31 protein-coding genes are annotated in these 26,423 nt (G+C 36.4%); 18 read left to right on the top strand and 13 right to left on the bottom strand.

Annotated elements, in window-relative coordinates:
• The first annotated feature begins 11 nt into the window (after window positions 1-11).
• From NGC85_RS08455 to aroC, 5 genes are all read left to right on the top strand, one after another.
• Entirely contained in the window at window positions 12-1,199 is a 1,188-nt protein-coding gene (locus NGC85_RS08455; protein WP_169110281.1) for a VWA domain-containing protein, read from the top strand.
• A 36-nt stretch (window positions 1,200-1,235) separates the two neighbouring features.
• Window positions 1,236-2,441, top strand: coding sequence for a tryptophan synthase subunit beta (gene trpB, locus NGC85_RS08450; RefSeq protein ID WP_254730170.1), 1,206 nt, complete (start codon window positions 1,236-1,238; stop codon window positions 2,439-2,441).
• Between the two features lie 125 nt (window positions 2,442-2,566).
• The gene (gene prmB / locus NGC85_RS08445) at window positions 2,567-3,574 is read left to right on the top strand and encodes a 50S ribosomal protein L3 N(5)-glutamine methyltransferase (RefSeq protein WP_254730167.1); all 1,008 of its coding nucleotides are present in this window, start codon (window positions 2,567-2,569) and stop codon (window positions 3,572-3,574) included.
• A gap of 17 nt (window positions 3,575-3,591) precedes the next feature.
• Window positions 3,592-3,957: a hypothetical protein gene (locus tag NGC85_RS08440; protein ID WP_254730164.1), complete on the top strand. Its 366-nt coding sequence runs from the start codon at window positions 3,592-3,594 to the stop codon at window positions 3,955-3,957.
• 15 nt (window positions 3,958-3,972) lie between these two features.
• Window positions 3,973-5,061 (top strand): chorismate synthase, encoded by a 1,089-nt coding sequence (gene aroC / locus NGC85_RS08435; RefSeq protein WP_005058948.1) that lies wholly within the window; start codon window positions 3,973-3,975, stop codon window positions 5,059-5,061.
• 110 nt (window positions 5,062-5,171) lie between these two features.
• On the opposite strand, the gene NGC85_RS08430 is transcribed toward aroC, so the two are convergent.
• Entirely contained in the window at window positions 5,172-6,401 is a 1,230-nt protein-coding gene (locus NGC85_RS08430; RefSeq protein WP_254730161.1) for a GGDEF domain-containing protein, read from the bottom strand.
• A gap of 344 nt (window positions 6,402-6,745) precedes the next feature.
• Here NGC85_RS08430 and NGC85_RS08425 point away from each other — a divergent pair, with 344 nt between their 5' ends.
• Window positions 6,746-7,492 (top strand): TenA family transcriptional regulator, encoded by a 747-nt coding sequence (locus NGC85_RS08425; RefSeq protein ID WP_005058950.1) that lies wholly within the window; start codon window positions 6,746-6,748, stop codon window positions 7,490-7,492.
• Window positions 7,493-7,548: 56 nt separating this feature from the next.
• On the opposite strand, the gene NGC85_RS08420 is transcribed toward NGC85_RS08425, so the two are convergent.
• Window positions 7,549-8,250 (bottom strand): NAD(P)H-dependent oxidoreductase, encoded by a 702-nt coding sequence (locus NGC85_RS08420; RefSeq protein WP_005058952.1) that lies wholly within the window; start codon window positions 8,248-8,250, stop codon window positions 7,549-7,551.
• A gap of 126 nt (window positions 8,251-8,376) precedes the next feature.
• Between NGC85_RS08420 and NGC85_RS08415 the strand changes: the two genes are divergently transcribed.
• Entirely contained in the window at window positions 8,377-9,399 is a 1,023-nt protein-coding gene (locus tag NGC85_RS08415; protein ID WP_005058953.1) for an AraC family transcriptional regulator, read from the top strand.
• A gap of 237 nt (window positions 9,400-9,636) precedes the next feature.
• Here NGC85_RS08415 and NGC85_RS08410 read toward each other — a convergent pair whose 3' ends face one another.
• Both NGC85_RS08410 and NGC85_RS08405 read right to left on the bottom strand, forming a co-directional pair.
• Window positions 9,637-9,960, bottom strand: coding sequence for a hypothetical protein (locus tag NGC85_RS08410; protein WP_254730158.1), 324 nt, complete (start codon window positions 9,958-9,960; stop codon window positions 9,637-9,639).
• Window positions 9,960-10,208 (bottom strand): hypothetical protein, encoded by a 249-nt coding sequence (locus NGC85_RS08405; RefSeq protein WP_254730139.1) that lies wholly within the window; start codon window positions 10,206-10,208, stop codon window positions 9,960-9,962. The genes NGC85_RS08410 and NGC85_RS08405 overlap by 1 nt, the downstream gene beginning before the upstream one ends.
• A gap of 106 nt (window positions 10,209-10,314) precedes the next feature.
• Between NGC85_RS08405 and NGC85_RS08400 the strand changes: the two genes are divergently transcribed.
• Together NGC85_RS08400 and NGC85_RS08395 are read left to right on the top strand one after the other, a co-directional pair.
• The gene (locus NGC85_RS08400) at window positions 10,315-10,512 is read left to right on the top strand and encodes a hypothetical protein (RefSeq protein ID WP_070075884.1); all 198 of its coding nucleotides are present in this window, start codon (window positions 10,315-10,317) and stop codon (window positions 10,510-10,512) included.
• A complete protein-coding gene (locus NGC85_RS08395; RefSeq protein WP_254730136.1) occupies window positions 10,512-10,793 on the top strand; it encodes a hypothetical protein in 282 nt (93 codons plus the stop codon). Before NGC85_RS08400 ends, NGC85_RS08395 begins: the two co-directional genes overlap by 1 nt.
• Before the next feature lie 1,350 nt (window positions 10,794-12,143).
• Here the strand turns inward: NGC85_RS08395 and NGC85_RS08390 are convergent.
• The 7 genes from NGC85_RS08390 to NGC85_RS08360 all read right to left on the bottom strand — a co-directional run bounded on the left by NGC85_RS08390 (window position 12,144) and on the right by NGC85_RS08360 (window position 18,171).
• Entirely contained in the window at window positions 12,144-13,502 is a 1,359-nt protein-coding gene (locus NGC85_RS08390) for a zonular occludens toxin domain-containing protein (protein ID WP_254730156.1), read from the bottom strand.
• A 79-nt stretch (window positions 13,503-13,581) separates the two neighbouring features.
• Window positions 13,582-13,860, bottom strand: a complete 279-nt coding sequence (locus NGC85_RS08385) for a DUF2523 domain-containing protein (RefSeq protein ID WP_254730154.1) — start codon at window positions 13,858-13,860, stop codon at window positions 13,582-13,584.
• Entirely contained in the window at window positions 13,860-15,206 is a 1,347-nt protein-coding gene (locus tag NGC85_RS08380; protein WP_254730151.1) for a hypothetical protein, read from the bottom strand. The genes NGC85_RS08385 and NGC85_RS08380 overlap by 1 nt, the downstream gene beginning before the upstream one ends.
• 112 nt (window positions 15,207-15,318) lie before the next feature.
• The gene (locus NGC85_RS08375; protein WP_254730148.1) at window positions 15,319-15,567 is read right to left on the bottom strand and encodes a hypothetical protein; all 249 of its coding nucleotides are present in this window, start codon (window positions 15,565-15,567) and stop codon (window positions 15,319-15,321) included.
• 561 nt (window positions 15,568-16,128) lie between these two features.
• Complete coding sequence (locus tag NGC85_RS08370) at window positions 16,129-16,422, bottom strand: hypothetical protein (protein ID WP_254730145.1); 294 nt, start codon at window positions 16,420-16,422, stop codon at window positions 16,129-16,131.
• A complete protein-coding gene (locus NGC85_RS08365) occupies window positions 16,412-17,923 on the bottom strand; it encodes a replication initiation factor domain-containing protein (RefSeq protein ID WP_254730142.1) in 1,512 nt (503 codons plus the stop codon). The genes NGC85_RS08370 and NGC85_RS08365 overlap by 11 nt, the downstream gene beginning before the upstream one ends.
• Window positions 17,923-18,171, bottom strand: coding sequence for a hypothetical protein (locus NGC85_RS08360; protein ID WP_254730139.1), 249 nt, complete (start codon window positions 18,169-18,171; stop codon window positions 17,923-17,925). The genes NGC85_RS08365 and NGC85_RS08360 overlap by 1 nt, the downstream gene beginning before the upstream one ends.
• A 106-nt stretch (window positions 18,172-18,277) precedes the next feature.
• Here NGC85_RS08360 and NGC85_RS08355 point away from each other — a divergent pair, with 106 nt between their 5' ends.
• From NGC85_RS08355 to NGC85_RS08345, 3 genes are all read left to right on the top strand, one after another.
• Window positions 18,278-18,475 carry a hypothetical protein gene (locus NGC85_RS08355; protein WP_070075884.1) on the top strand — a complete coding sequence of 66 codons (198 nt, stop codon included), beginning with the start codon at window positions 18,278-18,280 and terminating at the stop codon, window positions 18,473-18,475.
• Window positions 18,475-18,756: a hypothetical protein gene (locus NGC85_RS08350; RefSeq protein WP_254730136.1), complete on the top strand. Its 282-nt coding sequence runs from the start codon at window positions 18,475-18,477 to the stop codon at window positions 18,754-18,756. Before NGC85_RS08355 ends, NGC85_RS08350 begins: the two co-directional genes overlap by 1 nt.
• A 280-nt stretch (window positions 18,757-19,036) precedes the next feature.
• A complete protein-coding gene (locus NGC85_RS08345; RefSeq protein ID WP_254730133.1) occupies window positions 19,037-19,273 on the top strand; it encodes a VF530 family DNA-binding protein in 237 nt (78 codons plus the stop codon).
• Window positions 19,274-19,299: 26 nt separating this feature from the next.
• Here the strand turns inward: NGC85_RS08345 and NGC85_RS08340 are convergent, their stop codons facing one another.
• Entirely contained in the window at window positions 19,300-19,602 is a 303-nt protein-coding gene (locus NGC85_RS08340; protein WP_254730130.1) for a helix-turn-helix domain-containing protein, read from the bottom strand.
• On the bottom strand, window positions 19,599-20,930 hold the full coding sequence (locus tag NGC85_RS08335) for a type II toxin-antitoxin system HipA family toxin (RefSeq protein ID WP_254730127.1): 1,332 nt from the start codon (window positions 20,928-20,930) through the stop codon (window positions 19,599-19,601). The genes NGC85_RS08340 and NGC85_RS08335 overlap by 4 nt, the downstream gene beginning before the upstream one ends.
• 243 nt (window positions 20,931-21,173) lie before the next feature.
• Between NGC85_RS08335 and NGC85_RS08330 the strand changes: the two genes are divergently transcribed.
• The 6 genes from NGC85_RS08330 (at window position 21,174) to NGC85_RS08305 (ending at window position 26,407) form a co-directional block, all read left to right on the top strand.
• Window positions 21,174-21,878, top strand: a complete 705-nt coding sequence (locus NGC85_RS08330) for a DUF1826 domain-containing protein (RefSeq protein ID WP_254730124.1) — start codon at window positions 21,174-21,176, stop codon at window positions 21,876-21,878.
• 206 nt (window positions 21,879-22,084) lie between these two features.
• A complete protein-coding gene (locus tag NGC85_RS08325; RefSeq protein WP_254730122.1) occupies window positions 22,085-22,516 on the top strand; it encodes an SRPBCC family protein in 432 nt (143 codons plus the stop codon).
• A gap of 176 nt (window positions 22,517-22,692) precedes the next feature.
• Entirely contained in the window at window positions 22,693-23,574 is an 882-nt protein-coding gene (locus NGC85_RS08320; RefSeq protein ID WP_254730119.1) for a LysR family transcriptional regulator, read from the top strand.
• 230 nt (window positions 23,575-23,804) lie between these two features.
• Window positions 23,805-24,509, top strand: a complete 705-nt coding sequence (locus NGC85_RS08315; protein ID WP_254730116.1) for a CoA transferase subunit A — start codon at window positions 23,805-23,807, stop codon at window positions 24,507-24,509.
• 1 nt (window position 24,510) lies between these two features.
• Window positions 24,511-25,182, top strand: coding sequence for a CoA transferase subunit B (locus tag NGC85_RS08310; protein WP_254730113.1), 672 nt, complete (start codon window positions 24,511-24,513; stop codon window positions 25,180-25,182).
• A gap of 52 nt (window positions 25,183-25,234) precedes the next feature.
• The gene (locus NGC85_RS08305) at window positions 25,235-26,407 is read left to right on the top strand and encodes a thiolase family protein (protein WP_254730109.1); all 1,173 of its coding nucleotides are present in this window, start codon (window positions 25,235-25,237) and stop codon (window positions 26,405-26,407) included.
• Window positions 26,408-26,423 lie beyond the last annotated feature (16 nt).

Raw genomic sequence — 26,423 nt, 5'->3', positions numbered from 1 at the left:
AGTGTAAAACCATGTTTGTGCGATTGTTTTACACTTTACGTAAATATGGTGTACCTGTTACGACACGTGAATTGATTGATCTCAATCAAGCAGTTGCGTCAGGTCTCGTATTTGCAGATCAGGAAGAATTCTATCAGTTGGCTAAAACCGTTTTAGTCAAAGATGAACGTTTCTTTGATAAGTTCGATCGTGCTATGAAAGATTACTTTGATGGCATAGAAACTTTTGATTTAGATGAATTACTTAAACAAGTTCATAAGTTACCTAAAGAATGGTTTGACCTTGAACTGTTAGAAAAACATCTGACGCCAGAGCAACGCGCTGAGCTACAAAAAGCTGGTTCTTTGGAAGAACTGATGAAAATGTTGGAAGAACGGTTACGTGAACAACATAAAAAACATCAGGGTGGTAACCGAATGGTTGGTACTGGCGGAACTTCACCTTTTGGTGCTTTTGGTGATCATCCTGAAGGTGTTCGTATAGGTGGTCCGGGACGCAAACGTTCAGCTGTAAAAGTGTGGGAACAACGCAAATATCAAAATCTTGATGATGATCAAGTTTTGGGAACGCGTCAGATGCAAATCGCATTACGCCGTTTACGTAAGTTTGCGCGTCAAGGCGCGGCTGAAGAGCTTGATGTTGACGGTACTATTCGAGAAACAGCAAAACAGGGTATTTTGGACGTGCAACTTGTACCTGAGCGCCGTAACCGTATCAAAGTGTTAATGCTGTTTGATGTTGGTGGCTCCATGGATGCTTATATTGCTGAATGTGAGAAACTGTTTAGTGCTGCCAAGTCAGAATTTAAGACATTAGAGTACTTCTATTTCCATAACTGTCTGTATGACTATGTGTGGAAAGATAACCACCGTCGTAGTTCGACACGTATGAATACATGGGATTTATTGCATACCTATGGTCGTGACTATCGTGTCATCATTGTTGGTGATGCCAGTATGGCACCCTACGAACTCAAGTCAGCGGGCGGTTCGGTAGAATACATGAATGATGAAGCTGGAGAAGTGTGGTTAAGACGAATCCGTCAACATTTCGATAAAACGGCTTGGCTAAATCCTGAAACCGAAGGCTACTGGCATTACACACAGACAATTAACTGGATTAAAGATATTTTTGAAAATCATATGTATCCAATGACTTTAAAAGGTATTGAGGACATGACTCGCTATTTATCACGCTAACACTTAACTTAAAAGTGAATAAGAATAGGAATAATAATGGAACATCAAATCAATGGGATTGCTTTACCGAATGAAGCTGGTTTCTTTGGCGATTTTGGCGGGCAATTTATTCCCCCACATTTAAAAGAAGCAATGGATGAAATTAATCAAGCTTACGAAGAAATTCGTCATACACTTGAATTTCAAAATGAACTCAATGATCTGTTTAAGCATTATGTAGGGCGTCCAAGCCCTTTATTTCATGCGAGACGTCTATCTGATCAGTTAGGTGGTGCGCAGATTTATTTGAAACGTGAAGATTTAAATCACACAGGCGCACATAAAATCAATCACTGTTTGGGTGAGGCTTTGCTGGCTAAGTATATGGGCAAAAGCAAAGTGATTGCAGAAACAGGAGCAGGGCAACATGGCGTTGCTTTAGCAACTGCATGCGCATTGGTGGGTATCCCTTGTGAAATTCACATGGGACAAGTAGATATTGAAAAAGAACATCCAAATGTGGTCAAGATGAAAATTTTGGGTGCGAAATTGGTTTCTGTTACTCAAGGGACAGCAACTTTAAAAGATGCGGTTGATAGCGCTTTTGAAGAATATTTAAAAGATCCTAAAAACTATATTTATGCGATTGGTTCTGTGGTTGGGCCTCATCCATTTCCTAAAATGGTACGTGACTTCCAGTCTATTATTGGTAATGAAATTAAAGTTCAAACCAATGAACGATTCGGAAAAAATCCTGACTATGTTGTGGCTTGTGTTGGTGGTGGATCAAATGCAATTGGTGCTTTTACAGCATTTTTAAATATGCCAGAAGTTAAATTGGTTGGGGTTGAACCTGCAGGGCATGGTTTAGATACAGATAAACATTCAGCAACATTAACTTTAGGCAAACCCGGTCAAATTCATGGGATGGCGTGTTATGTACTTGAGGATGAAAATGGTGAGCCACTTCCTGTACATTCGATTGCTTCTGGGTTGGATTATCCTGGTGTAGGACCTCAACATAGTTATCTGAAAGAACTTGGTCGTGTTCAGTATGAAACTGCTACTGACCAAGAATGTCTAGATGCATTTATGACACTTTCACGTGTAGAGGGAATTGTACCTGCTTTAGAAAGTTCGCATGCAGTTGCTTGGGCATTACGCGAAGCGCCTAAAATGGATAAAAATATTAAGATCGTCGTAAATTTATCTGGTCGTGGTGATAAAGATGCTGATTATGTGGCTGATAAATTAGGACTCTGACTCGTAGATATTGAAATATCAAAATAATGACCGCTTCTGTATAGAGGCGGTTTTTTTTCTGTTAAATAGACGCTAATCCCGTTAGAATAAAGCGTTTTGCAATTAGCACTTTTGGAGACGCCTAAGTGGAGCGACCTACAATCAGCCCTGAACATTTACAAGAAGCGGCTGAAAATTTAGTAACCATTCGAGATTTTATTCGTTTTGGTGTAACCGCACTTCGTCAATATGACGCACACTTAGGTCAAGGTACTGAAGATTATTTCGCTGAAAGCTCAGCACTGGTTTTGCAAACACTTTCTTTAGAATGGAAAGCTGATGCAGAAATCTTAGATGCGAAATTATTGCCAACTGAAAAAGCAGAATTTTTAAGTTTATTAGAACGTCGCATTAACGATCGTATTCCAACCTCATATTTATTGAATTTGGCTTATTTCTGTAATAAACCTTACTATGTAGATGAGCGCGTACTTATTCCGCGTTCACCGATCGCTGAATTGATTGAACAACGATTTGCACCATATTGCTTAAATGAAAATGGTCAAATGTTAGAAGCATTTAATAACTTACCTGAAAACACTAATCCTAAAACGCCACAGCGTATTTTAGATATGTGCACTGGTTCTGGATGTATTGCAATCGCTTTAGCATATGCATTCCCAGATTCTGAAGTGGATGCAACGGATATTTCAAAGGAAGCTTTGGAAGTTGCGTCAATTAATGCCGAACATCACGATAAGCAATATCAAGTTGCATTGCTTGAATCTGATTTGTTTGCAAAAATTCCTGCTGAAAATCAGTATGACTTGATCGTGAGTAATCCTCCATATGTAGACGCTGAGGATATGGCTGATTTACCAGAAGAATTCTTACACGAGCCTGAACTTGCACTTGCTGCGGGTCAAGATGGTTTGGATTTGGTTCGTAAAATGTTAGCGCAAGCTGCTGATTACCTAGCAGAAGATGGTTTAATCGTCATCGAAGTCGGTAATTCAGAATGGGCAATGCGCCAAAACTTCAATACCGTTGATTTTCATTGGCTCACTTTCCAAAAAGGCGGTTCTGGTATTTTTGCTTTAACTGCTGAACAATGCCGCCGCTATAAAGACGTCTTTCAGCAGTCTATCGCATAGAGCTAAAGAGATATGCCATGTCGATTGCAGAAATTCTATTCGCGGATAACCCTGATTTAGATCAAACTAAAATTCAGCAGTTTAAAGATGGTTTCATTCAGTTAAAAAACAAATGGAATCAGAGTGGAATTGATGCAATTAATTCGGAAGTTTTTAAGCAGGAAATTTCTCAGCAATTTGATCAACTCCTTGTATATCTTGGATATGGAGAGTTTGATCCTGATGCCGCGGAGTCATTGATTCATAGTCTTTATATATTCTCCGATCATAAAAATCTGATTGAATATATTGTCCTGAGTTATCGTCAGCAATGTAATGATGATGTTTTAGGGAATGTCTATGAATTAATGCTTGAAGAGATGCACCACAGTTTCGATGAATAAAAGATAGGATAGAAAATGGCAGGAAATAGTATTGGTCAGTTATTTCGTGTGACGACATGTGGTGAATCACATGGTGCTGGCTTGATGGCAATTGTTGATGGAGTGCCACCTGGACTTGAACTTTGCGAAGCAGATTTGCAAAAAGATTTGGATCGCCGTAAGCCCGGAACCTCTAAGTTTGCAACGCAACGTAAAGAGCCTGATCAAGTTGAAATTATTTCTGGGGTTTTTGAAGGCAAAACTACTGGCACATCGATTGGTTTATTGATTCGTAATACAGATCAAAAATCTAAGGATTACGGTAATATTGCTCAAACATTCCGTCCTGGTCATGCTGATTATACTTATACTCAAAAATATGGTTTCCGCGATTATCGGGGCGGTGGTCGTTCAAGCGCACGTGAAACAGCAATGCGTGTCGCGGCAGGTGCAATTGCTAAAAAGTATCTTGCTGAAAAATTTGGTATTGATATTCGCGGGCATGTCACACAAATTGGTAATGAAGTTGCAGAAAAATTAGATTGGGCAGAAGTACCCAATAATCCTTTTTTCTGTGGTGATGTAGATGCAGTTCCTCGTTTTGAACAATTGGTCACAGCGTTACGTGAGCAAGGAACAAGTTGCGGTGCAAAACTTGAAATCGTTGCTGAAAAAGTACCAGTAGGTTGGGGTGAACCTGTATTTGATCGATTAGATGCAGATATTGCTCATGCCATGATGAGTATTAATGCAGTTAAAGGTGTTGAGATCGGAGATGGTTTTGCTGTAGCTGGGCAGTTTGGGCATGAAACTCGTGATGAACTTACGACAGATGGTTTCCTTGCTAATCACGCTGGTGGCATACTTGGTGGTATTTCAAGTGGTCAAACCATTCGTGTAGCTATTGCGTTAAAACCAACAGCTAGTATTACCACACCAGGTAAAACCATCACAATTGATCGTGAAAATACAGATGTATTAACCAAAGGTCGTCATGATCCTTGTGTTGGTGTACGTGCTACACCGATTGCTGAAGCAATGTTAGCTATTGTTTTAATGGATCACTTTTTAAGAAATCGTGCACAGAATGCAGATGTAATTTCTCCGTTCCTACCGATTGAATAATTCTAATCTAAACTATTAGCCACATTTATAACGTTTGATAAATGTGGCTAAATTATTTTTTACTTTAAATTAAACTATATTTTAATTTTAGTTAAATAATAATATAAAATCTAAAGTGCTTCAGAAATAATATTATTTGTTGATGCTAAGTGATATTGATTCCTACCATTACTTTTCGCTACATATAGTGCATGATCAGCTTGAGAAATAAACTCAGAAAGACTGCCATTTAAATGAGGTACAGTAGTAGCAACACCAACGCTAATAGTAACGTGCTTTGAAACATTACTTTTAGGATGAATTATTCCTATATTTCTCACTAGCTCCATTAGGCGTTGCACTTGAATAAGCGCTTGATCTTTATCAGTCATCGAAAATAATAGTAAAAACTCTTCACCACCATAACGCGCTGCTAAATCACCACTACGAGATGAAATAGAACCCAAAAGAATCGCAATTCTCCTTAAACACTGGTCACCTTGTATATGTCCTAAAGTATCGTTATAGGATTTAAAGAAATCAATATCAATCATCATAATCGTAATAGGTACTTCATGGCGAATTGCTCTTTTCCATTCATTTTCAAGAACTTCATCAAGATATCTTCGATTAGCTAAACCAGTCAAAGCATCTTGTTGAGAAAGAATAGAAAGTTGCTGTGCCTGACGCATCAGCTCTAATCGATTAAGCTCAATCATACAGTTTTGTAAGTAGTTTTCACGATGTTGACGATCCGTAGCGTAGGCTAGTGCCATCCCTAAAAAACTACTAAATGTGTATGTTCTATTTAAAAAAGTCCAGTCAATAGAACCATTTAACCATGTGCTCGCAGCAACACCAATCACGCCACCACACCATCCTGCAAGAATTGCAGTATAAAACCTCATACCGACAAATCCATAGATAATAATGACCGCATACATCATTGCTGCATGAAATAGCACATTACTTTGACCTTGTTCTAAGACGTTAATCAAGGTAAAAGTGAGTGCTACAGCTCCCGTTGATCCGAAACAAACATAATGATCAAACCATTTATTCATAAATGGTACGAATGCTAGCAACCAAGCAAAAACAATAATAATTCCAACCCAACCATAATACGTAATCCATTCAAGGCGCATTTCTGTTGGCAAAGCCTGATATGTACCAAAACTTAAGTATAAATATAATGCTAAAATGATAGGGGCACGATAACGAAACTCATATGCAGCTTCATTTCTGTATTGATCTCGATAAATCGCTTCTAATTCTTTAGGAAACCAAACTAAATTTAGTCCGCGAGAAATTAGCAAGTCGATTTGTTCTTGTCCCAAAATATTGGAAGCTTTCAACTTCATCTTATCTCTCACCACTCCCAATGTTTTTATAAATGTAAAAAAGGGATTATTTTTTAACTACGTTACACTGATTTAAATAAAATGTGTATTGGATAATAAAAAATTATTAATTTTTTTATCTTAGTCACTATGTGTTATTAATAATCTATCATATTCTTAGGTCCTTAAAGAAGCAGTTTATTAAATAAATTATTGATTAATCATACTAAAATCACGCCAATACAAAAACTGTTACAATTTAAACAACAACGATTGTATATCTGCTATATTAAGATACAATTAATAAAAAAGCAGCAATCACGGATTGTGATTGGACTAAGTCATACGAAATAGGAAGCATCGCAATGACTGCTATGAATCAATATGGAACAAAACTAGAAATTACACATCATTCAGAATGGTCACAAAGGTTCTGGGATGAACTGTTACCAGCAAAAGAACGTGTGAGTCAACATCCCTTATTTGTAGATATGGCGAATGGAAGTTTAAGCCTTGAATGTTTTCGATCAGCACTCTTAAACTTCTATCCTTTAGTTGCTCATTTTCCGTCATATATGGCTGGAGCTTTAGCAAAGGCAACCAATTTTTCGCTTGATGGGGTAACAGAGACGAGAGATTGGTTAATTCAAAATATTAAAGTTGAGGAAAGACATTTAAATTGGTATCAGGATTGGGCAGGAGGGTTTGGTTTAACAATTGAGATGTTAAATAATGTACGCCCACCAGCAGCCATGAATGCGGTTAATCATTTTTTATGGGACGTTAATTTTAGAGGTGGGCTGGCTGAAAGTATCGCAGCTACCAATCTAGCTATAGAATGGGCAACAGGTGATTGGACAATACAAGTTTACAAAGGTATTCAAACTTATACTCAACACCCAGATGTAAATATCAATAAAAGATCTCTCGCATGGTTAAGAGCACACGCACATTACGATGATTTACATCCATATGAGGCGATGGAATTAATCAAAAGATTATGCGATAAAGATCCAATTTTACAAAGAAAAGCTTTCTTGGCTGCGCAAGATGGTTTAGCTTATTATGAACTTGCACTTGATGAGTGTTATAGATTGCAACATAAAAATTAAAAAGCATCAGATAAAACTGCTATTTAGTGTGGGGTACTAAGTAGCAGTTTTTTAATTCAGTTCAATGGATTCATTTTGTCATCAAAGTTTTCTAACTTTGGAAACTCTAAGGGTTTAAGATTTTCTAAGTTTTCCAAATATGACTCAAAATTTGTGAGAATTTTTTGTCTATCTTCATGAGAAATATAAGGTACATGATAAGCAATAAATGGTGGTAGAACATCAAAGCCTGTATAGGCCAATGATCCGCGTTGAATAGAAGAAATATATTGTTCAATTGATCCATGTACAGATTGATCGCCAAACATATGTTCGCGACCACCCAAAGTAAAACATAGCATGGCTTTTTTTCCAGTCATGCCACCATGGTTATAAAAGCGTTTTCCACCATAAAAAATTCCAGATACAAATACTCGGTCAATCCATCCTTTTAAAATTGCTGGGACTGAGGTCCAGTACAAAGGAAATGTAAAAATTATTAAATCTGCTCGTTGCACCTTATCAATTTCAATCTTGATGTCTGGAGATAGACTATCTTTTTTTACTGCATTTCGTTGTTCTAATGCATAATTAAAATATTCAGGATTTTCCACAATTTGAAAATCCTGCTTAGATGCTACAGGATTGAAATTCATTTCATAAAGGTCTGAAATTTCAACTGAATATCCTTTTTTATTTAAAACCTCATCAGCAAGATTTTTTAGAGATGTGGTAAAAGACTGATTTTCAGGGTGCGCATGTACAATGAGTATATTCATCATTCAATAACCTTAATCTAAATATTTTTTCATCAAAATACTATGCCTTAAATCAGAAACATGACATAGTCCATGAACCGCCAGTCTTTACCATTTCACGCCATTCTTGCTATTTAAAGGTATAAAATGAATCCTGAATTGCCTGGAAGTTATGTAAACTTATTAGTAGAAGTCCTAAAACAAAAGAACTTTAAAACTGATGATTTGCTGAACGAATTCAATATATCTTTAAAGAATTTAGAAGCACCATTTTGGTATATAGATTTTAATACTTTCAATAACTTACTTAATAAAGCTATTGTAATGACTCAAGAACCAGCTCTTAGTATCCATATGGCGAAACTAATGAAAGTGACTTGTTACGGCCATATTGGGATAGCTGCTTCAGCTTCTGAAAATTTAGGTTCAGCAATCAATGTGTTGGAAGAGTTTATAAAATTAAATTGTTCCACATTCCAACCCGAATTAAAAGTAGAAGGTGATTTTGCATACCTTTACTTTAATCAGCCATTAGAAAATTTTAATCTTAATATTTATGGTATTACATTTTTAGTTATTGGTTTTGCTCAAATTCTTGAAAGTTTAGCTGAACAAAAATTAGATATTTGTTTTGAATTTCAGCAAGATAAATCATTATTCTTCATAGAAAATAATCCATTGCCCGAAATGAAAGTAGAATTTAATGCTGATTTTAACCGTTTAGTCTTTAGGAAAGAGTATTTATCTTTACCTTTAAAAACTGCTGATGCTTTGGTATCACGATTAGCTAAACGGCAATGTGAAAAATATAGTCAGAAATATGTTCCAAAAAAAAGGCAATTAGACAGAAACTTAAAGACTTTGGTTAAAGGCTTGTTGGTAAATGATGATCAGAAACTTTCAACTTTAAATCAAATAGCTGATCAACTGAAAATTTCTGAGAGAACATTACAACGTCATTTAGCAATTGAAGGTACAACATTCCAGATAATATTAAGCGAAACTCGTAAAGATAAAGCCGAGAAGTTATTGAAGCAAAATATATTATCTATCCAAGAAATATCAAACCTTTTAGGTTATGCAGATGTATCACATTTCTCAAGAGCATTTAAAAAGTGGACTAGCTACACGCCGAAAGCGTATAGAAACACTCAGAGATGTTATAAGTAAAAGCATTTACTATCAATGTCTTACAAAGACATTATTTCGTATAATGTATATTATGTTAAATGAAGTATTCCAAATGAACAGCTCGCTATTCACTACTGAGTGTGCGAGCTGCATTTGATTAAATCTAATTACTTGAATCAATTAATTAAATTTAATCAAATGTACTTCATGTAACATAACAAATATTATGCAAAATCAGGACACCTTCATAACTGATACACTGTCTAGAAAGCCTTGTTACTCTCCTACCTTTAACCGCATATTATAAATGGGGGTTACTCGATCTGATTTTTTTGAGCTTCCTGTTGTGTTTTCTTTGTTTTTGGCTAATTTTTGATCAGGTTTTAAAGTGTAGTGTTTGTATGCTGTCTCAACACGATCTAAATAACTTTGACGAACCTCTTGGGTAATTAAATCTAATTCGAAATAAGACTTAACAAAGCGATTCATGCGATTGTAATCATCAACTAAAAGTGACTGGGAAACTGGAGACTTGTTTTCAAATTTAGAAACACGTTGTTCTAATGAATCTATTAGTTTGTTGATATGTTCTTGATTCATTAGCACTCACCCTCTAAATATTCTGATATTTCTGCATTCCATTTTTTATAAGTATCTAAATAAGCATCGATCTTTGTGTAGTCATACGACCAGTCAGAAGCAACAACAGCTAATTGCTCTAAACAACGTTCTGTAGGGATTGCAGGAACACATGCTTCGACACAGGCATTTCCATGCTCTGAAACGATTCTTGCCACCTCTTCAAAAGCAGCCTGTATGAATTCTTGTCGGTCTTTATAATTAATCATGGTGCATTGACACAGAGACACAATATATGCACAAAGTTACCATGACACAGCGTGTCATTGCAACAGTTAGTATAATAGAAAATCAGTGACACGATGGTGAAAAACAATGGCTTCAGTGCAAATTCGTATTCAAGACAAACTTGCAGATGAGATTGAAACTGCAAAATGGGAAATCAAATATAAGCTTAGGCTTGAGATTCAAAATGTAGATATTTTGAACGCACTGATATACCACCATCTAAAAGATTTAACAGAGGATGAAGTGCTTGAATATCGAAAAAAATTCTTAGGAAAGGATGAATAATGAAAGGATTTATTATGGGTGTATTGTTAGCAATAACATGCACCTATGCCCTTGCTGAACAAGAGAAATATATAAAATTTGAAATTATATTAACAAAGGACTACGAGCGAGTTTTAGCAAATATATCTAAAGAATTCAAAAACATAAAGCAAGAAGAAAAAGAGAAAGCATTAAACCAGTGTTATGAATACATGATGAGCGAAGACGGAAGACAGTTCTTTAAAAAAGAATCAGGAAGCAAGAAAAGAAAAATACTATACATATGCAATGTAAAGCTGTAAGTCACTGAAATCGCATAATATCCTATTATGTTAAATGAAGTATTCCAAATGAACAGCTCGCTATTCACTACTGAGTGTGCGAGCTGCATTTGATTAAATCTAATTACTTGAATCAATTAATTAAATTTAATCAAATGTACTTCATGTAACATAACAAATATTATGCAAAATCAGGACACCTTCATAACTGATACACTGTCTAGAAAGCCTTGTTACTCTCCTACCTTTAACCGCATATTATCATTGTAATTCTGTATGTCAGTTCGCTTTCGGAATACTCCAAAAGCTCTGTTTAGACCGTACAAGATCAAATATTCTTTTTTGTTTGTAATCAGAAAACGAGATGGTTAAATTTCATTTGTGACGCTGGCTAGACAGCCAGCTTTAGCCGCACAGACGTGCGGTTTTTTCTATGGTTTTGGATAGTGATTCTGTTTAGATCGATATATGCGCTTTGTGAGCGCATATATGACACAGCATAGCTGTGTTGGAACTTAGCGCCTGAATAAATTTTTAAAGTAGTGCTTGATATGGGTAAATAGAGAATGCTTCTCAAAGTAAATTATTGCTAGTTTTCTTGTTATGAGTGCACGAGCTTTGCGTTTATCTGATTCATGGTAGAAATATTGATTTAGTGAATCGTTAAAAGCAGACATAAAAATTTGATGGTGTTTTTTTAATTGTCTCAGGTCTTGCATATCCTGTTGAGTTAATAGAATGTCACAAGTACGCCTATACATACAGACAAGATATTCAGCTTTTTTTTCGAGCCAATAATAATCGCTTGGGTGTGTCATATTATGCCAATCCTATTTTTTATAACAAAAATGCATGTTGTTGAATTATATAAATTAATTAAAACCAGGGAAAAGCCAGAGAAGATCTGCAGCAAGACAATCGATTGTAATAAAATGCCAATCATTCAAAATCATCATGGTGATGATTTTCAGACCTTCCAAATAGTTAACAACAGATCAAAGAATGCTAAAGAACAATATATAAAACTAGGACTCAAAAGACCAACAAAGCACCCAGTATAAAAAGAAAAACTATCAAACTTGTCATTTAAAAATTGCATATTTAACCCCTTAATGTTTGACAAAAAAGGTAAAAAATATAGATAAAAGAACAATGAATAGAAAACTAAGTATGCCAGAAGCTATAGCAATAGACGCTTCAACGTTCTTAAAGTACAAATCTATATATTGAACGTAAAGATTAAAGAGATAAACAACACAATCCAAAAGCAGACCCAATATTTTAAATATTGCTGGCGAAGCCAATAGAATGAATAGAAATGTAGCTGTAATCTTAAATACGGATTTTTGAATCTCAGTCATAGGGTGACCCTCAAATTAAACCTTGTTTTTTCGCTTCATGCATCTTGGCAAAATATTCAGCATCAAATTGATTTACTGATTGCTGATTTTGAACCTGTGATTGCGTAGGAGCCTGTTGTGGCTGTCTTTGTTCTTGTTGCTGGGTGAAGTAATCAAATGGCTTATCACCGCTCATATAACGCTTACAATCAGTTTGAGTCATATCTATTTTAGTTGCCTGTTGTGTGTAGCAAGAACAAGTGTTTTTAAAAATCATGCAACCTGCTAGACGTGGCTTTTCTACAACTTGGTAAGAAACTGCATAATTGGTTTCATAGGGCTTACGAACGTCATATTCAAATATTTGTTGTTGTTCATTTTGATAGGCATTTTGACCAAGTGAATTAGAAGATTGCCCATAAATGTTTGCTTGTTGATTCTTTGTTGCTTTTAATTCAGAAGCACGTTGCATATCAGCCTGAGTTCGATAAATAGCAGCACCGGATGGAGTGTATTTAACATCGATGCCAAATTCATCTTTTTGCCATACTGGTTGTGGTTGCTGTGTACTTGATTGATTTGATGCTTCTGTAGAAGATTTTTCTTTATTACCAAATTTTCCGTTTTGCCATTTTGTATAGGCGGTATATGCGACACCAGCAAGCAATAAGAGCATAAAAACAAGCATCCAAGGGATTGTTTTAGGGACGTTATGTTCTTCACTTGAAATATAGTATTTATAGAGATTTTTCTTGTAAAACCATAGTTTTATTGAAATTGCATTTTTTCGAGTTGAACCAGCAAAATACTTTTGTACTTCATAATATTCATAGATGAACATCATGTCCCAGCCAAATAAGCGTCTTAGGACATAGTGACGACCAGTAGCAGCAAGAGTGGTTGCATTTACTCGTGTAACGTCTTGTGTGATCAAGTAAATATCAAAGCCAAAGTGAGCGTGTAGCGTCAAAGAACGAGCAATATCATAAATACCCTCTTTTTTCTTAACCAAAGCCATTTTGCGCTCTTTATTGACTGAATCTATTAAGTTTTTCTTTTCTAGGGAATTAATGTCAGTACGCGCATTGATTTTTGTTATGCGTTCATCATATGGCTTTTCGTCAATCCATAAATCTTTAAGTAAATCTTCACTGGAGAACGCTGGATGCTCGTGACATTCGTCATAGATGAATATTGTGCCGTTCGGCCAATCACGCCAGTCAGCAGGTTTATTGATTGTGGATGTCATCGAGATCACACCAGGATAGTTCATCCCGATGATATTTGTCACAATCAATCGATCAGGTTGTTGCTTTGATAGCTTATCAATGAGATTGACTAGATAAAGCGATTTACCCGTTCTTGGAGGAGCAGATACTAGATACTGCATAATTCATTACCCTCACAAGCTAGCGCTAGCGTACATGTCGTTGTCGTCATCAATCCTCCGCCTCCATTTAACGCAAGCGCTACTTTGTTTTGATAAATGTTTTCATTGCCTTTGAAGTTGCGGCAATGGTGAAAGCTGAAAACAGCGCACTACAGTAAAAATCAAATTTGAGAATGCCGATTAGCCCCAAATATTCGGACGGGATTGAGTTCAGATTGGTTGATAATTGGGTTTGTAATTGACCTATGACAGTAGAAAGCCCGACATATGTAGCGAGTGTTAAACCAGCACCAGTGAGCATTCGTCCAATGGCTGAGCCTAAAAGCGTTGTTAATAAATTTGCTAAAACACCCCACATTAAGAATCCCTCACTAATATTTGACCAGCGTGTAAAAGACCAACAAGACCAATCAAATAGCCCATATATTGAAGAATGTCGCATAGCTGGCTGTATTCGATGCCGAATGATTTTGATGTGTGTGAAAGCGTGACGAGCAGATTCGGTGAAACTGGGCATTGAGCGTTTACTTTAAAAATGTTGTAGTCGATTTGACCTACAGATATTCCCTCTGTAGTCAAAGCGACACTTGAAATTGCAGCCCCACTTTCATCTGTTAGATAGTCTTTAATGTCGCCAAGCGATTCGCTTGCAGCAGCCGTACCATCTTCGATTTTTTTTAGATGTTCATTTGATTTTGTTGATTGTTCTTTGATGTTTTTTAGATGTTCATTTGTTGTTTTTTGACCATCAGTTAAGGCTGTTAACTTTCTTGATAGAGAGTCGATTGCTCCGAGCAATGAATCACGCAATGCTTTTATCGAATCTATAATCCCTTTTGCGTCAGGATCACCAGTGCCAACAGGTTCTGAGGATGGCGGAACATTGTTGTTTGGATCATTCGGGTTTGGCTGGTTTGGATTCGGATTATTTCTAATACAGATCGCTTCACCATTATGGGTACTTGGGTAATAACCAGTAGGACAATCCTTGTCAGCGTCAGGCTTTGGGCAATTGGCTGCACTACATGCGTTTGGTTGTTGCGGTTGCTCTGGCTCTTCTGGGGGATTGTTATTTGGATCGTTAGGGTTTGGCGTGTTAGGCGAGCTTTTATAACAAATCTGCTTATTGTTAAAAGAACCAGTCAAATAGCCGGGAGGACAACCAGTAGGCGGTTTTTCACAGAATCTTCCACAAGTTGGATCGTCTGGCATTTCAGGTGGTAAGGGAGCCGTAGGCGGTGTATCCGTATTGGGACAAGATGAATCTTTTTCAAATGGACCATAACCCAGTGTAATCATGTCATTGCCATCATTTCCATTAATCTGCGGATGCTGACCAGTAGAGCGACAACCCTTGTAACAGACTTTAGGTTGCTTATTTAAATAATCATCTTGAACCTCTAGAGACCAATTTCGCCAACCAGGAGCATTGAATTCAGGTGTATTGACGTATGTTGGACAAGAAGCGAGCTGACAAGAAGCAAGAGTTGTTTGTCTATACCACTGACCAGATTTATTTTTAAAATGACAAACGTTGTTAGAAGCTGTTACTGAATGCTCAGAAGGGTCTTTCGAATTATCTAATATGTAATTACATGCTTTTTGTGCAGTATCAAAACATGTATCGTTACCAGCGCTGAAACCAGCATATGCACTTGTAATATTAAATAAAAATATTAAAACTAAATATTTAAAAAATCTCATATTCAAATCCTTTAAATATTTAATCAACAAGAATTTTATAAAGAGTGAGAGCGGTTATAAAAAAGATAAACCAGTTAATTAGTGAATCATCCATATAACAGCCCTCTTTGAATTAGCCTTTACGAACAACGCGAATAATAAATCCAACAATCATTGCAGCAATAGCTAGACCGATGATAATAAGACCAGCAGAATCGCCAGTTTCTTCAGCACCTGAATCAGCATATTTAGCTTCAAGCTGTGCAGGAGTAATTGCAGCGTGAGTTGATGAAGCACCTAATGCAGTAGTGATAACACCAGCACCAAGCATGAGATTTCGGCGGTTGATTAAGTCAAGTTCGACTTGTTTTTCATTTTTCATAACTATTCTCCTTTTGTCATTAAGCGTGTGATAAACCTAACGATCATGATTAACATAAAAGATGAGATACAGATTAAAAGAAGCGTATCTCGTGCTTCATCCGTAAGATACGGAATAAGTGAAAATGGCACCCAATGCATGCATTGATTGGTTGTTTCATCGATCAATTGACAGACGTATAAACCTTCCATTTTTAATCCTTTTGATTAAAGTAAATAGGTCGATACACAAGCGTAATAATCCATAAAAGAATAAAAACCATACAGCGAGTGTCATTTTAAAATCCTGTTAATTCGGTTTTGGTTTTGGCTTTCCAAATAATTGTGGGTGCGAAATATTACTTGCACCATCTTCATCTAAAACATCGATGTTCATTTTGTATGACCCAAATAAGTTGTTTTATGTCGTTTATCTTGTCGTGTTGATCAGTATTTAAAGTCTGCAAATGCTGCATATATTCCTCTAAATACTGATTTAAACTTTCAAGCCTGTTTTTATTTAATGCCCCAACACTTCTGTTATATGTCAGCGTTTGATAGCCATATGCTGACCTACGCCATGTCATTTAGCTGGTTGTGGAACTGGTTTAAGTTCTTTCAAAATGGTTACTGTGGTCTTGCCGTTTGACACTTGCTCAAGTGTGCAATCAGCCATGAAAGGGAACTTTTGATTTTTGATCTTTTCAAAATTGTCAGAAGTGCCCCACTTGTATTCGGAACCTACTTGCCCAGCGAAGTTTTCACCCTCTTGTAACTGAGCTTGGTAAAAAACAGTGGTTGAGTTGAAAGGACGACCGTTATATTCACCCTTACTTGATTTAGCACCAAGGACAACGAGTTGAGTATTAAATTGCATGGATAAACTCCTGATATGTTGTGTAATTAAGCAAAGGAACACCCACGAGTAATGGCAATTCCTCAGATTGTGTTTGAATCGGTTTGTTTAAATGAATTGACTGAAGTACAGCTACTGAAGAAAATTTGAGACGTTTTGGAACTTCATCTTTGTCAGATGATAAAACCTTAATTAATTCAACAGGATCATAGAACTTTGCGAATTGACGTATGTATTTACCAAATTGAACTTTGGTAATTTCTAAAGCTTTGTTCCAACTAATTTCTGATTGTTTTTTAATAACTTCGGTTTTTTCAGGAGTAATAAAATCATTGCCTAGCTGGACATAAAGCCACTCAAAGCAAGGGTAAGCACCAAGAAAATAACGGGAAGGACGAAGTAAAACGTCAAACGGGATATAGCGGTCATTAGATTTAAATTCGACTTCAGCTCTAGTCCAGAGCGAGAGAGGATTGCCCTCTTTTTTTCCTTTTTCATAGATACGACAATATTTCCCACTGGTACGGTTGCCGATAGAAAGCGTTCTACCCTTTCCGTTTATTCTTTTCCATGAGCCAAAATGCTGAACTTCGGGATCACGACCGCCACACCAAAAGCCATATATATTGTCCCATTGGTTTGCAACATCAACATTCAGGAATTGACCATCAAAGTCATCATGGGCAAGGTCAACACGGGTGATCTTAGGACGACGAGCGGTATAATTTAAGAACTCATGTAGGCGTTTTTCCCAACCTTTTCGAGCATTTGCACAGCCAGTGCCATTAATTTGTATTGTAATTCTCTTTGACATGGTGCCATAAAGGACAAGACCGAAATCATTTTGAAGTACATAACCATATTTATGGCGGTGCATGCCCTTATCACGTTTAAGACCTAAACCAAAGCCAAAGATTTCATATAAATGTTGGTCTAAAAAAGTCTCAATTGCATATGTAAGAATGCTTTCAGCTTCATCAGGATCAACAGAATAATATTCATCTCCAAGCGTTTCTTGACCGATACCAATAGAGACCCAGTCTATAGAAGCAAAGCCTTCACGATCACAAGGAACAGAATGGATAATTGGAACTGAACCACGTTCAGTGACGATAATTTGAGAATTGTCTAATTTACGAGGAAATGTAAATTGATCGGTTTGAAGGCGAATATCGGCAAGTGTGCTTGTGTCTGTGGTCTCATCCACTACCGTTACCCCCATATTATAAATGGGGGTTACTCGATCTGATTTTTTTGAGCTTCCTGTTGTGTTTTCTTTGTTTTTGGCTAATTTTTGATCAGGTTTTAAAGTGTAGTGTTTGTATGCTGTCTCAACACGATCTAAATAACTTTGACGAACCTCTTGGGTAATTAAATCTAATTCGAAATAAGACTTAACAAAGCGATTCATGCGATTGTAATCATCAACTAAAAGTGACTGGGAAACTGGAGACTTGTTTTCAAATTTAGAAACACGTTGTTCTAATGAATCTATTAGTTTGTTGATATGTTCTTGATTCATTAGCACTCACCCTCTAAATATTCTGATATTTCTGCATTCCATTTTTTATAAGTATCTAAATAAGCATCGATCTTTGTGTAGTCATACGACCAGTCAGAAGCAACAACAGCTAATTGCTCTAAACAACGTTCTGTAGGGATTGCAGGAACACATGCTTCGACACAGGCATTTCCATGCTCTGAAACGATTCTTGCCACCTCTTCAAAAGCAGCCTGTATGAATTCTTGTCGGTCTTTATAATTAATCATGGTGCATTGACACAGAGACACAATATATGCACAAAGTTACCATGACACAGCGTGTCATTGCAACAGTTAGTATAATAGAAAATCAGTGACACGATGGTGAAAAACAATGGCTTCAGTGCAAATTCGTATTCAAGACAAACTTGCAGATGAGATTGAAACTGCAAAATGGGAAATCAAATATAAGCTTAGGCTTGAGATTCAAAATGTAGATATTTTGAACGCACTGATATACCACCATCTAAAAGATTTAACAGAGGATGAAGTGCTTGAATATCGAAAAAAATTCTTAGGAAAGGATGAATAATGAAAGGATTTATTATGGGTGTATTGTTAGCAATAACATGCACCTATGCCCTTGCTGAACAAGAGAAATATATAAAATTTGAAATTATATTAACAAAGGACTACGAGCGAGTTTTAGCAAATATATCTAAAGAATTCAAAAACATAAAGCAAGAAGAAAAAGAGAAAGCATTAAACCAGTGTTATGAATACATGATGAGCGAAGACGGAAGACAGTTCTTTAAAAAAGAATCAGGAAGCAAGAAAAGAAAAATACTATACATATGCAATGTAAAGCTGTAAGTCACTGAAATCGCATAATATCCTATTATGTTAAATAAAATATCCAAGACTGTGGCCTACACAATACCGTTTGTTGCCACAGCTCAGCAACGTGAATTATGATCGTAGAGATTCACGTTGCTGAGTATTTCCAAGTAACATAATATAAGTTATGCAGAAATCAGATCGCTACTCGATAGGCTTATGCAATCATGGCTTTGATGCATAAGCCTTGTGGTGCTGACCTATTTCAACTAGCTCAGGTTATAATAATGGCCTCCAAGAATATGGTTGATCTATTATGAACACTTCCCATGACCCTTTACACGGTAAAAAACTTGCTGACATTTTGGATGAGTTATTGGATTACTACGGTGGGTTTGAAGGCTTAAGTCGTAAAATTGAAATTAGATGTTTTTGCATAGATCCAAGTGTTAAATCATCATTGCGATTCCTACGTACCACACCATGGGCACGTGAAAAAATAGAAAGCCTATATTTGTATGTCTTACGCCAAAAAGCCAAACAAAAATCGTAGCTATTTTCCCATTTTCTGATCTGTATTCAATCTTTAATAATTTTTCTCACTATATGCTCATGTGTCGGTACAAGACCTGCTTTCAATCCTAGTGGTTTAAATACCTTATCTAAGACAGATTGAGTGAGTTTGCCTTTGTCTTGCTCAATATCAGTTAATGTCCGCCGACTAACGCCGACCAAGTTTGCATATTGTTCCTGAGACAGACCAAGTATGTTTTTCCGTAAATATGCCAATAATTGCCCCAAGGTAATTTCATTGAATAGGTATTGCATATAGAGATCAATAAGAACTTGTTGACGATCTTGAGTCGGATTGTTCATATTCATAATAATTCCCATCTTTCTAATTTAGCTTCAACATAGTTGAATGAAAGTGCTGGCATCTCAATAATCTGTTTTGGCACACCTTTATCAATTAACCTTTGTTTTAGTCCAACAAGGTTACTTGCCAAAGATTTCAATGTAGTTAGAGATAAATTGGGATCGCATAAATGTGCAAGTTTTTGGGTAATTTTAACCCAACGATATTCTCCGCCTTCCTCATAAGGACTTCCCCACGTCGTTGATCTTGTTACGACCTCTGGATCTGCTTTCATTGGCGCAAAATCATAAATTGGTGCAAGCGAAATTTTCCCAGATTTTTTTAGAAATGAGGTATTTCGTCCGTGATTATCAGAATTACCAAAAATAATATTCAATAAGTCTCTTTGTAACCATTCACAAATGAATTGTGCTGAATCAAACTCTGAATCAATAAGTGTTAGTAAATCACAAAGATTTTTAATCACTTCAAAGTGGTTAAGATAACTACCTGAAGCTTTATTTAATACAGAATAAACAGATTCAAGCCCGTGCCGATGCCATTGTTGATTGTGCCATTCAACATCAAATCTTGGCAGCCATAATGATGGATATTTTTCACCTTCTATCAGCTTCATTTCTGTTGTTTCAATTGTATTGAAACCTAATTCATTTAACTCCTGATAAAAATAATATTCTGCCCTGAGAATATTACAGTCGATTTCAGCACGATTATTTCTAGGGAATTTAACTAAATAATGTTGATCAGGTTGATCAAAATTTTGTTGATAAGTATCAATCCAAATATTTTGATCTTTTGTCGAACGAATCAGTAACTTTGGAGCTTCACCGCCTGCCCCTGTAGCACCACCACTAATGGCGCCCATTTGCTGCGCATATTCAAGGAAATCAACATTTCGATCAGCAACATCTGCTTGGCTGAAATAGCGTAAATGCAAAGTAGATTCAGGATTTATAGGCGGAAGTGCTTCTTTAACTCGCAAGTTTCCTACGGGTGCAATTCCACCTTTTTCTAATAAAATACTATCCTGTTCGGCATGGTTTAATCGTTGTAAGCCTAAAAAATTGACCCAATAACGGCGTGCTGCGCCTGAAGGAACAATATCATCTAAAAAACCAAACCATGAACTTGCTTCATGCTTTATAAGTATTTGTACTGGTAGTGATAAACTACACGCATTCTCATCTCTTTTATCCAAATTGTGAATTGCGTATTCTAATTCGTACGCCAATTCACTAATGCTCGCTGAGCCTAGTTTAGGTTCTAATAATGTAAGTTCAGCTATATCTAACCAATTTTGATCAAGTAAAGCCTGTATCGTTAGTTTTTTCATTAGCAAAATTGAGCAATTATTTTCTCAAAAATACTATAAAACTTAATATTTGTGAATATATTTGCTCAATATAATTTTATACATGAGTTTTTGCGCATATTTTTGCTCAATAACGGTTTTAATTAGTATGATTTTTAATAGTTTAAGAATTACTGTATTTGATGTCATTAATGAGCGTTAAACTGATTTAAGAAGAGTGTATGATTAGGCATATTTTTATCTAGCTATGAATTTACATTTTATATGAAAAATAGTTTTTCTGAAAACAAACAAATTATCGTAGTTTCAACTTTTTTTGAGCTTATCACTTCTAATTTTCAGGGTGATGCGAATTCAATTTGTTGGTATAGAAATTTGCTAGGCGATTTCAAAGAAATTGTGAATAAACTTCAGTTAAAAGAAAATATCACTGAGGTTTCAGTTGATGATCTATTGGCTTTACAACTTTCAGAAAAAGGAAATCTAGCAAGGGAAATCATTATCGCTGATATCCAACAATTAACAGAACTCGGCGCATCACCTACGCTTAACTTGATTCAAAATTACGAACGTGATGATGAGTTAGATTTTATTTCAACCGATGTGTATTCGTTTCATGTTGATCGCTCCCCCATTCCAACTGATACTTTTTTATGTACTTATCATGGTGCAGCTAGTGAGATCTTACCTAATCATCAAGTAGAGCAAAAAATTTTGATTCCAGAAATTAGGGAAAAACTTAAAGAGTTATATGAAGGCGTTGATACTGATACTGACTTTGAAACGTTTCTAGAAGAATATTTTTTTGATTTACATTATCAAGCGAAACCTGATAGTACGCCTATTAATTTAGGTCTAGGTCATTTATGGCGCTTGGCAGTTGACCATCCAACACAACAGGTTTTACCGTCCGTACACAGAGCGCCTATTGAGCAAGCTGGTGAATATAGACTCTTATTGATTTGTTAAACTTCTTAGCTTTACGAGCTATTTTTTTGTAATTGAATTCCAAGTGGTTACAGTAAAAAACCGATTTATATATTTATTAAAGCCAACTATTAAAGCCAACTATTAAAGCTAATCGTAAATAAATAACAAAACCCTTTTTCAATTATGAAATATGATGTATTTTAAATTGACAATTAAGCATGTCAAATTAAAAGAAAGGAATTACTATGCTAAAAATGCAACAAGTTAAGATCACTCAAGAGTTCAATGCCCCTGTCGCGAAGGTTTTTGCGATCCTAAGTGAGCATGAAAATTTGAATAAACTCTTTGCTCCAGCGAAAGTGACTCGTTTGAGCGATGGTCAAGATGCACGTAATGGGGTTGGTTCTGCGCGTAAGTTATCTATTCCACTCACGCCTTCATTTGTTGAAACAAACTTAGTGTATAGAGAAAATGAACTGATTGAATATGCGATTACCAGTGGTATTGCGCCAATTAAAGCGCATCGCGGGGTGATGAAGTTTACTGATCTTGGGAATAACAGAACACGTTTAGACTATACAATTAGCTTTAAAGGTCGTGTGCCATTTATTGGTCCGATCGTTAAATTGGCATTACAAAATGGTGTAAGCCGCGGACTTAAAAAACTCAAAGTATAATTTAGATAAAACAAAATCTTCTCTAATCTTTGAATTAAACTCCCCCTATTTTCTAATTGTGGGAGTTTTTATTTGCTGTATAGATCAACTTTTCTTTGAAAAATAATTTCTAAAATAACATTCAGTTCATTTTTACGATAAATTAGATGTATTCAATAATTTACTTAGGAAAAGCGATGACTCTTAAGCAGCTAAAGGCATTTTTAGCACTTGCGCGTACTTTAAATTATGCCAATGCTTCGCTGGAACTGCACTTAAGTCAGTCTGCTTTAAGTCTAAGTATAAAAAGTTTAGAAGATGAACTTGGCGGTAAGTTGTTTAATCGAAATACACGTCGTGTTGAACTGACTCAAGAAGGCAAATCTCTCATTCCCTACGCAAAAAAACTATTGGCAAATTGGGATGAAATGGAAAATGACGTTAAACAACGCTTTAAATTAAATCGCGGCACACTTAGTATCGCCTCGATGCCCTTTTTTACCCATGCGATCTTGCCTGATGTGATTCATTCTTTTTTATCTAAGCATCCAAACCTTAATTTTTCGATCCATGATATTCCAAATGAAACCATTATTGAAAAAGTTCAAGATGGTATCTTTGAGTTAGGCATTTGTTTTGAACCAGAACTGACCGAAGGCTTAGAGTTTGTGCCTTTGTTTGATGAAGACTTTCTTGCCTTACTTCCTAAAAATCATCCCTTAGCAGATAAAGCACGTATTTCGTGGCAACAACTGTTTGCTAATCCTTTTATTACCCTACAAAAGCCATCGATTGTTCGTCACTTGGTTGAGCAAAACTGTTTGCGCAACAATATGACTTTGGACTTAAAAATCGAATGCCATCAGATTTCTTCATTATCTAGTTTTGTTGCACATGGTATTGGGGTAAGCGCGATTCCTCGTCATTTTGCCAAGCATATTGATTTAACAGAGAATGTATTACTCGAACTGGAAGATGGAAGCATCCACAAAACGGTTGGTATCGTCTATAAAAAGAATTTTGAAATATCACATATTTCGGCACAATTTATTGAGTCGTTGATAAGGTATAAATTTTAAATAACTCATTATTGCAATTGGTTTTATATTTTTCACGTGTAAATAAATATATTTATTATTAACAATTTCAATAATTTATTAATTATAATCTATTGTTTTTTAAGATTAAAATTCATCCAAATAAATCAATTTATTAATTAAACTCATTAATCCTTGAGAAAAATCAACTTCTATCTACCTAGTCCTAATGCTAAAACTAAATCACTAAGGGATGACAGGACAATAATAGAATGAATAAGGTATATGCCAGCGCTGAGGCTGCGATCAAAGATGCGGTTGCTGATCACCAAACCCTTGCCGTGGGCGGTTTTGGGTTATGTGGAATTCCTGAACAGCTCATTGTGGCGGTTAAAGAAAGTGGTGTAACAGGTCTGACGTGTATTTCGAACAATGCAGGTGTGGATGATTTTGGTCTAGGTATTTTATTGCATACCAAACAGATCAAAAAAATGATCTCATCTTATGTGGGTGAAAATAAAGAATTTGAACGTCAATATCTTAATGGCGAGCTTGAAGTCGAATTAACTCCACAAGGAACATTGGCGGAAAAATTACGCGCTGGTGGTGCTGGTATTCCAGCTTTTTATACGAAAACTGGTGTGGGGACTTTGATTGCTGAAGGTAAAGAAGAACGCAGTTTTCATGGTAAAAAATACATTTTAGAAGAATCGCTTACTGCTGATGTTTCTCTTATTAAAGCTTACAAGGCAGATAAAGCAGGAAATTTAATATTCCGTAAGACGGCTCAGAATTTTAATCCTGAATGTGCAATGGCTGGGAAAATCACCATTGCTGAAGTGGAACAAATCGTTGAGATTGGTGAATTAGATCCAGATGAAATTCATTTACCAGGGATTTATGTGAATCGCATTATTTTAAATGCTTCACCTGAAAAACGTATCGAACAAAAAACTTTAAGCATGGAGGCAGTTTAAAATGGCTTGGTCACGTAATGAAATGGCACAGCGTGCTGCACAAGAACTCGAAGATGGCTTCTATGTGAACTTAGGTATTGGTTTACCTACCCTTGTTGCTAACTACATTCCAAAAAACATGAATGTATGGTTGCAGTCTGAAAATGGATTGCTTGGTATCGGCGCATTTCCTACTGAAGAAACCTTAGATGCGGATTTAATTAATGCTGGAAAGCAAACGATTACTGCACGTGCGGGTGCGGCATTTTTCTCAAGTTCAGAATCTTTCGCCATGATCCGTGGCGGTCATGTCAATATTGCGATTTTAGGCGCTATGGAAGTTTCTGAACAAGGTGACTTAGCCAATTGGATGATTCCAGGTAAGAAAGTCAAAGGTATGGGCGGTGCAATGGACTTGGTTGCAGGTGTTCAAAAAGTTGTGGTTCTTATGGAACACTGCGCGAAAGATGGTACGCCTAAGATCGTTAAAAAATGCAGCTTACCCCTTACAGGTCAAGCCGTTGTTCATCGCGTGATTACGGATTTAGGTGTCATGGATATTACATCTGAAGGTGTTGAGCTGATTGAACTCGCAAAAGATGTCACGCTCGAACAAATTCGAGCAGTAACAGGTGTGCCATTAATTTTTGATAAATCTTTAGTGGCACAAATGAAATTAGCTTTTCTGCTCTAGTCTGTTGAACTGGAGCAGTTTTATAACAACATACATTTAAAGAGATATAAGAATGAGTTCTATTGTTATTGTGTCAGGTAGTCGTACCGCTATGGGCGGTTTTCAAGGTAGCCTTGCTAGTTTAACTGCTCCAGAATTAGGTGCTGCTGTAATCCGTGAGTCTATCCAGCGTGCGGGTATTGCAACAGAGCAAGTTAATGAAGTGATTTTTGGTTGTGTATTGAGTGCAGGTATTGGTCAAGGTCCTGCGCGTCAAGCAATGCGTAAAGCGGGTGTTCCAGATCATGTTGGCGCAGTGACCATCAATAAACTATGTGGTTCTGCGATGAAAGCAGTATTGATGGCATCAGATGCTTTGAAAGCTGGTAGTGCAAATATTGTGGTTGCGGGCGGTATGGAATCAATGACCAATGCACCATATATCTTACCTAAAGCACGTGGTGGCTATCGTATGGGACATGGTGAAATCAAAGATCATATGTTCTTGGATGGTTTAGAAGATGCTGAAACGGGTCGTTTAATGGGTTCATTTGCTCAGGATATGGCAAATATCAAAGGCTTCACCCGTGAGCAAATGGATAACTTTGCGATTTCTTCACTCCAAAAAGCTCAAACAGCAATTACAGAAGGATATTTCAAAGATGAAATCGTCGCTGTAGAAGTTAAAACACGTAAAGGTGTTGAGGTGATTGACCAAGATGAGCAACCTCTGAAAGCAAATCTTGATAAAATTCCGACACTACGCCCTGCTTTTAGCAAAGACGGTACGATTACGGCAGCCAATTCGAGTTCGATTTCGGATGGTGCTGCGGCTTTGGTACTTTCTACAGAAGATTATGCACAAGCAAATGATTTAAATGTCTTGGCTAAGATTGTAGCTACTTCGAGTCATTCGCAACATCCAAGTGAGTTTACGATTGCTCCAATTAGTGCGATTCAAAAAGTACTTGATCGTGCTGGCTGGTCAGTTGCTGATGTCGATGCTTGGGAAATTAATGAAGCATTTGCGATGGTGGCTATGGCACCAATCCATGAATTAGGTATTGATGAAGCTAAAGTCAATGTTCACGGTGGTGCATGTGCTTTAGGTCACCCGATTGGTGCAACAGGTTCACGTATTATTCTTTCATTGATCTATGCATTAAAACGTTTAGGTAAAAAGAAAGGTATTGCAGCATTGTGTATCGGTGGTGGTGAAGCAACGGCTGTAGCAATTGAAATCTAAATTATCAAATATCAAT

Source organism: Acinetobacter sp. Z1, assembly GCF_024296945.1.
In the GTDB taxonomy this organism is placed as follows: domain Bacteria; phylum Pseudomonadota; class Gammaproteobacteria; order Pseudomonadales; family Moraxellaceae; genus Acinetobacter; species Acinetobacter beijerinckii.
Note: the sequence above shows the minus strand (reverse complement) of the source record. Positions and strands in the feature narration are given on the sequence as shown.

Coding starts and splice junctions, on each gene's coding strand:
- NGC85_RS08325 (WP_254730122.1), top strand. CDS start 22,085: ATGCTAAAAATGCAACAAGTTAAGATCACTCAAGAGTTCAATGCCCCT.
- NGC85_RS08370 (WP_254730145.1), bottom strand. CDS start 16,422: ATGCAATTTAATACTCAACTCGTTGTCCTTGGTGCTAAATCAAGTAAG.
- NGC85_RS08350 (WP_254730136.1), top strand. CDS start 18,475: ATGAAAGGATTTATTATGGGTGTATTGTTAGCAATAACATGCACCTAT.
- NGC85_RS08385 (WP_254730154.1), bottom strand. CDS start 13,860: ATGTGGGGTGTTTTAGCAAATTTATTAACAACGCTTTTAGGCTCAGCC.
- NGC85_RS08360 (WP_254730139.1), bottom strand. CDS start 18,171: ATGATTAATTATAAAGACCGACAAGAATTCATACAGGCTGCTTTTGAA.
- trpB (WP_254730170.1), top strand. CDS start 1,236: ATGGAACATCAAATCAATGGGATTGCTTTACCGAATGAAGCTGGTTTC.
- NGC85_RS08315 (WP_254730116.1), top strand. CDS start 23,805: ATGAATAAGGTATATGCCAGCGCTGAGGCTGCGATCAAAGATGCGGTT.
- NGC85_RS08455 (WP_169110281.1), top strand. CDS start 12: ATGTTTGTGCGATTGTTTTACACTTTACGTAAATATGGTGTACCTGTT.
- NGC85_RS08355 (WP_070075884.1), top strand. CDS start 18,278: ATGGCTTCAGTGCAAATTCGTATTCAAGACAAACTTGCAGATGAGATT.
- NGC85_RS08365 (WP_254730142.1), bottom strand. CDS start 17,923: ATGAATCAAGAACATATCAACAAACTAATAGATTCATTAGAACAACGT.
- NGC85_RS08375 (WP_254730148.1), bottom strand. CDS start 15,567: ATGAAAAATGAAAAACAAGTCGAACTTGACTTAATCAACCGCCGAAAT.
- NGC85_RS08305 (WP_254730109.1), top strand. CDS start 25,235: ATGAGTTCTATTGTTATTGTGTCAGGTAGTCGTACCGCTATGGGCGGT.
- NGC85_RS08380 (WP_254730151.1), bottom strand. CDS start 15,206: ATGAGATTTTTTAAATATTTAGTTTTAATATTTTTATTTAATATTACA.
- NGC85_RS08415 (WP_005058953.1), top strand. CDS start 8,377: ATGAATCCTGAATTGCCTGGAAGTTATGTAAACTTATTAGTAGAAGTC.
- aroC (WP_005058948.1), top strand. CDS start 3,973: ATGGCAGGAAATAGTATTGGTCAGTTATTTCGTGTGACGACATGTGGT.
- NGC85_RS08410 (WP_254730158.1), bottom strand. CDS start 9,960: ATGAATCAAGAACATATCAACAAACTAATAGATTCATTAGAACAACGT.
- NGC85_RS08400 (WP_070075884.1), top strand. CDS start 10,315: ATGGCTTCAGTGCAAATTCGTATTCAAGACAAACTTGCAGATGAGATT.
- NGC85_RS08430 (WP_254730161.1), bottom strand. CDS start 6,401: ATGAAGTTGAAAGCTTCCAATATTTTGGGACAAGAACAAATCGACTTG.
- NGC85_RS08420 (WP_005058952.1), bottom strand. CDS start 8,250: ATGAATATACTCATTGTACATGCGCACCCTGAAAATCAGTCTTTTACC.
- NGC85_RS08405 (WP_254730139.1), bottom strand. CDS start 10,208: ATGATTAATTATAAAGACCGACAAGAATTCATACAGGCTGCTTTTGAA.
- NGC85_RS08440 (WP_254730164.1), top strand. CDS start 3,592: ATGTCGATTGCAGAAATTCTATTCGCGGATAACCCTGATTTAGATCAA.
- NGC85_RS08340 (WP_254730130.1), bottom strand. CDS start 19,602: ATGAATATGAACAATCCGACTCAAGATCGTCAACAAGTTCTTATTGAT.
- NGC85_RS08425 (WP_005058950.1), top strand. CDS start 6,746: ATGACTGCTATGAATCAATATGGAACAAAACTAGAAATTACACATCAT.
- NGC85_RS08395 (WP_254730136.1), top strand. CDS start 10,512: ATGAAAGGATTTATTATGGGTGTATTGTTAGCAATAACATGCACCTAT.
- NGC85_RS08320 (WP_254730119.1), top strand. CDS start 22,693: ATGACTCTTAAGCAGCTAAAGGCATTTTTAGCACTTGCGCGTACTTTA.
- NGC85_RS08345 (WP_254730133.1), top strand. CDS start 19,037: ATGAACACTTCCCATGACCCTTTACACGGTAAAAAACTTGCTGACATT.
- NGC85_RS08330 (WP_254730124.1), top strand. CDS start 21,174: ATGAAAAATAGTTTTTCTGAAAACAAACAAATTATCGTAGTTTCAACT.
- NGC85_RS08390 (WP_254730156.1), bottom strand. CDS start 13,502: ATGCAGTATCTAGTATCTGCTCCTCCAAGAACGGGTAAATCGCTTTAT.
- NGC85_RS08335 (WP_254730127.1), bottom strand. CDS start 20,930: ATGAAAAAACTAACGATACAGGCTTTACTTGATCAAAATTGGTTAGAT.
- NGC85_RS08310 (WP_254730113.1), top strand. CDS start 24,511: ATGGCTTGGTCACGTAATGAAATGGCACAGCGTGCTGCACAAGAACTC.